At 70.0% G+C, this 5282-nt stretch carries 5 protein-coding genes; 4 read left to right on the forward strand and 1 reads right to left on the reverse strand.

The genetic code is table 11. From position 1 onward, the window contains the following. Positions 1–53: 53 nt before the first annotated feature. Positions 54–1379 (reverse strand): citrate synthase, encoded by a 1326-nt coding sequence (locus tag ASF38_RS09420; RefSeq protein ID WP_082480663.1) that lies wholly within the window; start codon positions 1377–1379, stop codon positions 54–56. Between the two features lie 326 nt (positions 1380–1705). Between ASF38_RS09420 and rplM the strand changes: the two genes are divergently transcribed. The 4 genes from rplM to ASF38_RS09440 are packed head-to-tail and all read left to right on the forward strand — an operon-like array spanning position 1706 to position 5014. Further along, positions 1706–2149, forward strand: coding sequence for a 50S ribosomal protein L13 (gene rplM / locus ASF38_RS09425; RefSeq protein ID WP_055964390.1), 444 nt, complete (start codon positions 1706–1708; stop codon positions 2147–2149). 26 nt (positions 2150–2175) lie between these two features. Continuing rightward, positions 2176–2664: a 30S ribosomal protein S9 gene (gene rpsI / locus ASF38_RS09430; protein WP_056575486.1), complete on the forward strand. Its 489-nt coding sequence runs from the start codon at positions 2176–2178 to the stop codon at positions 2662–2664. Positions 2665–2669: 5 nt separating this feature from the next. Next, positions 2670–4016: a phosphoglucosamine mutase gene (gene glmM, locus ASF38_RS09435; protein ID WP_056575489.1), complete on the forward strand. Its 1347-nt coding sequence runs from the start codon at positions 2670–2672 to the stop codon at positions 4014–4016. 32 nt (positions 4017–4048) lie between these two features. Next, positions 4049–5014 (forward strand): GNAT family N-acetyltransferase, encoded by a 966-nt coding sequence (locus ASF38_RS09440; protein ID WP_055964401.1) that lies wholly within the window; start codon positions 4049–4051, stop codon positions 5012–5014. Positions 5015–5282 lie beyond the last annotated feature (268 nt).

Raw genomic sequence — 5282 nt, forward strand, 5'->3', positions numbered from 1 at the left:
GCGGAAACGAGAGAACCCCCGCCGAGGCGGGGGTTCACTCGCGTGGGTGGGCGTCAGGCCCAGCGCTGCTCCGCGGGCACGAACTCGAGGGTCCGGTCACCGGTGTAGATCTGCTTCGGGCGCGCGATCTTCTGCTCCTTGTCGTCGACCAGCTCGAGCCACTGGGCCAGCCAGCCCGGCGTGCGGCCGATCGCGAACAGCACCGTGAACATCTCGGGCGGGAACTGCAGCGCCTCGTAGATGAGGCCGGAGTAGAAGTCGACGTTCGGGTAGAGCTTGCGGGAGACGAAGTACTCGTCCTCCAGTGCGATCTTCTCCAGCTCCTGGGCGATCTCGAGCAGCGGGTTGACGCCGGTCACCTCGAAGACGTCGTCACACGCCTTCTTGATGATCTTGGCGCGCGGGTCGTAGTTCTTGTAGACGCGGTGACCGAAGCCCATGAGCTTCTCGTCGCCGTTCTTCACGCCCTCGATGAACTCCGGGATCTTGTCCTTCGTCCCGATCCGCTTGAGCATGCGCAGCACGGCTTCGTTGGCGCCACCGTGCAGGGGGCCGTAGAGCGCCGCGATGCCGGCCGAGACCGCCGAGTACGGATCGACCTGGCTCGAGCCGACCGAGCGCACCGCGTTGGTCGAGCAGTTCTGCTCGTGGTCGGCGTGCAGGATCAGCAGCACGTCGAGGGCCTTGGCCAGACGCGGGTCCGGGTCGTACTTCGGCTCGCTCATCTTGAACAGCATCGACAGGAAGTTCTCCGTGTAGGAGAGCTCGTTGTCGGGGTAGACGTACGGCTTGCCCTGCGCGTGGCGGAACGACCAGGCGCCGAGCGTCGGCATCTTGGCGATCATGCGCACGATCTGCTCGCGTCGGACGTCGGGGTCGTGGATGGCCCGGGCCTCGGGGTAGAACGTCGAGAGGGCGCCGACGCTCGACAGCAGCATGCCCATGGGGTGCGCGTCGTAGCGGAAGCCCTGCATGAGGCTCTTGAGGTTCTCGTGCACGAACGTGTGGAACGTGATGTCGTGCACCCACTGGTCGTGCTGCTCCTTCGTGGGCAGCTCGCCGTGGATGAGCAGGTACGCGACCTCCAGGAAGGTGGAGGACTCCGCGAGCTGCTCGATCGGGTACCCGCGGTACTCGAGGATGCCCTTCTCGCCGTCGATGAAGGTGACGGCGCTGCGGGTCGACGCGGTGTTGGTGAACCCGGGGTCGTACACGGCGATGCCGGGGTCGTCCTCGGTCTTGCCGATCTTGCCGAGATCGGACGCGCGGACGGTGCCGTCCGTGATCTCGAGCTCGTACTCGTCGCCCGTCCGGTTGTCGCGGACGGTCAAGGTCTGGTCGGTCACGATGGGTCTCCTGTGACGTGCTGAACGGGTCATTGATGTGGCCCCGGACTCATCTCCAACCTAGTGCGGCCTCCCGAGACACGCACGGCTGGGTCTCGAGGAGCGAGCGCCGGGAAGCCTCGACGTCCGGCCACGCCCACCCGTTTTGACCGCGTGCGGCCACGCCGGTTACTCTTGGACGTCGTTGTGCCCTGCGTGCGCGATCGCCTCCCGGCGGTCCTGCGCCGAAGCCCAGGCGGCCTGTGCCCCCGGACTCGACGGCCACGGAGAACGTGTGGTCCGCCCACGGTCCGGACGTGCAGCGACAACGACCCAGATCCAGCTAGTGCCACCCAGAACCACAACGAGAAGGTCACGCCGTGCCTACGTACAGCCCCAAGCCTGCTGACATCAGCCATCAGTGGCACGTCATCGATGCTCAGGACGTCGTCCTGGGCCGTCTTGCCGTGTCGGCCGCGCACCTGCTGCGCGGCAAGCACAAGGCGACCTTCGCCCCGCATGTCGACGGTGGTGACTTCGTCATCATCATCAACGCCGACAAGGTGGCGCTGACCGGCAACAAGCGCACCGACAAGCCGGTCTACCGTCACAGCGGCTACCCGGGCGGGCTCAAGCAGATCGCGTACGGCGACCTTCTCGAGAAGGACGCCCGCAAGGCCATCGAGAAGTCCGTGCGCGGCATGCTGCCGAAGAACCGCCTCGGCGACAAGATCATCAAGAAGCTGAAGGTCTACGCCGGCCCGGAGCACCCGCACGCGCCGCAGCAGCCCCAGCCGTACGAGATCAAGCAGATCTCCCAGTGAGCACCCGAGCAGAAGAGACGAGCACCGTGGCTGACACCACCGAGACCGACGTCCCCACCACCACCGACGGCGTCTACACCTCCGAGACCTCGCCGTCCACGGAGATCGCGACGAGCAAGTCCCTCGTGGCCCCCGGCGCGGCCACCGGCCGCCGCAAGGAGGCGGTCGCCCGCGTGCGCATCGTCCCCGGCTCCGGCCAGTGGACCGTCAACGGCAAGCCGCTCGAGGACTTCCTCCCGAACAAGCTGCACCAGCAGATCGCCAAGGAGGCCCTGGCGGCCACCGGCCTCGAGGGCAGCTTCGACGTCGTGGCTCGCGTCACCGGCGGCGGGATGACCGGCCAGGCCGGCGCGCTGCGCCTCGGCGTGGCCCGTGCCCTCAACGCCATCGACGAGGAGGTCAACCGTCCGCTGCTGAAGAAGGCCGGACTGCTGACCCGCGACGCTCGCATCAAGGAGCGCAAGAAGGCCGGCCTCAAGAAGGCCCGTAAGGCTCCTCAGTACAGCAAGCGCTGATTCCGTTGGGCCGGATCTTCGGCACCGACGGGGTACGAGGCCTCGCCAACCGCGACCTGACCGCCGAGCTCGCGCTCGACCTGTCGGTCGCGGCGGCACATGTGCTCGGCGAGGCCGGAGCGTTCGCCGACAGCCGGCCCACGGCAGTCGTGGCCCGCGACCCGCGCGCCTCGGGGGAGTTCCTCGAGGCGGCGATCGTCGCGGGGCTCGCCTCGGCCGGTGTCGACGTGCACCGGCTCGGCGTCGTGCCCACCCCGGGCGCTGCCTTCCTCACCGCCGAGCTCGACGCCGACATGGGCGTCATGATCTCCGCGAGCCACAACGCGATGCCCGACAACGGCATCAAGTTCCTCGCGCGCGGGGGGCACAAGCTCGACGACGCGATCGAGATCGCGATCGAGCAGCGCCTGCAGGAGCCCTGGGAGCGCCCGGTCGGGGCCGGCGTCGGACGCATCGGCGACAGCCACGTGGGCGTGAGCTCCTACGTCAAGCACCTGGTGAGCACCGTCCCCGAGCGGCTCGAGGGTCTCAAGGTCGTGCTCGACTGCGCCAACGGCGCCGCCTTCCACGTGGGCCCCACCGCCTTCGCCGAGCTCGGCGCGGAGGTCGTCACCATCCACGACGAGCCCGACGGTCTCAACATCAACGAGGACTGCGGCTCCACCCACCTCGGTGACCTGCAGGCCGCGGTCGTGCGGCACGGCGCCGACGCCGGCTTCGCGTTCGACGGCGACGCCGACCGGTGCCTCGCGGTCGACGCCGAGGGCCGTGTGGTCGACGGCGACCAGATCCTCGCCGTCCTCGCGCTCGCCCGGCAGCAGGCCGGCACGCTCAAGGACGACACCGTGGTGGCCACCGTCATGAGCAACCTCGGCTTCGTGCAGGCCATGGAGGCGGCGGGCCTGCGCGTCCTGCAGACCGCGGTGGGCGACCGCTACGTCCTCGAGGCGATGCGTGCCGGCGGCTTCACGCTCGGTGGCGAGCAGTCGGGCCACGTCATCATGGCCGACCACGCGACGACCGGCGACGGTGTGCTCACCGCGCTGCACCTCGCGGCGCGCATGCGAGCGACGGGTCGGTCGCTGGCCGACCTCGGGTCGGTCATGCAGCGGCTCCCGCAGGTGCTGGTCAACGTCCCCGACGTCGACAAGTCGCGGGTCGACACCGATCCCGTGCTCCAGGGCGAGCTGGTCGCGGCCAACGGTGCCCTCGACGGTCGCGGCCGCATCCTGCTGCGTTCCTCGGGCACCGAGCCGCTGGTGCGCGTCATGGTCGAGGCCCCGTCGCTCGACGAGGCCACGTCGGTGGCCGAGCGCCTCGCCGACGTGGTGCGCCACACCCTCGGCGTCTGATCGGCCCGCTCGCGGCGCGGTAGCGTCGGCCCGTGCAGATCCGTCGGGTGGACCTCGCAGACGACGAGCAGTACGCCGCGTTCCACGCGGTCTACGCCCGCAGCCACGCCGAACCCTTCGACGAGCCCTGGGGCATCGCGGAGAAGCGGACCAACCTCACCAGCGACCCCTACGCCGAGCACGTGGTGCTCGCCGGCGTCGTCGACGACGAGGTGGTGGGTGGGGCGTGGGTCTCCTTCCCCCAGCAGGACAACCGGACGCTCGCGTACCTGCACGTCTTCGTCGACCCTGGACGGCGTCGTGCCGGCCTCGGCAGTGCACTGCTGCGGGCCGTCGAGGATCGGGTGAGGGCCGAGGGTCGGGTCAACGCCTTCGCCGAGGCGTCGTGGTCGGTGCACGACGAGGCCGGCGCAGGGTCGGTGTTCGCCGCACTGCACGGCTATCGCGTCGACCTGCTCGACGCGATCCGCGAGCTGCGCCTCCCGGCCGCGCCGCCTCAGGCGCCGTGGCGTGACGGGTACACCGCGGTCGCGTGGCGTCACTGCCCCGAGGAGTGGGTCGACCAGTACGCCGTGCTCCGCGCGCTCATCCTGGCGGAGGCCCCGTCGGGCGACGTCGGCATCGGGCCGGAGCACTTCGACGCCGCGCGGGTGCGCCACGAGGAGGCGCGGTGGCGCGAGCAGGGCCGTGTCGGACAGACGGTGGCGGCGGTCGCCCCCGACGGCACGCTCGCCGGGCACACCCAGCTCGTGGTGCCGGATCACGGCGAGACCGCCTACCAGTGGGACACCCTCGTGCTTCCGGCCCACCGCGGCCACGGCCTCGGTCTGGCCATGAAGGTGGCGGCCCTGCACGAGGCGGCCGACCTGCTCGAGGGTCGCACGCGCGTCACCACCTGGAACGCGGCCTCGAACACGCCGATGATCGCCGTCAACGAGGCCATCGGGTACCGGCAGGTGGCGTGGGCGGCCGAGCTGGTGAAGGGGCTGGGCGGCTGATCCTCGGCGTCGGTCGGGTCGTCGTCCGGGGCGTCCCGTGCCGTTGCTGCTGCGTCGTTCCGGATGGGCCTCGACCTGCGACTGCGTTGCTCCGGCTGGGTCATGCCTTGCGGCTGCGTCGCTGTGGCTGCGAGTCGGGTCGGTCTCCGAAAGGGCCTCGACCGGCGGCGGGGTCCGGGCTCGGGTGGGCTCTCGGAGCGTGGCTGGGGTGACGCAGGATTCTGCGTTCGTGCGTGAGGGGGCGAAGGATGCTGCGTTCGCTACGGGA

The sequence above is a fragment of the Aeromicrobium sp. Leaf272 genome, assembly GCF_001422865.1.
In the GTDB taxonomy this organism is placed as follows: Bacteria; Actinomycetota; Actinomycetes; order Propionibacteriales; family Nocardioidaceae; genus Aeromicrobium.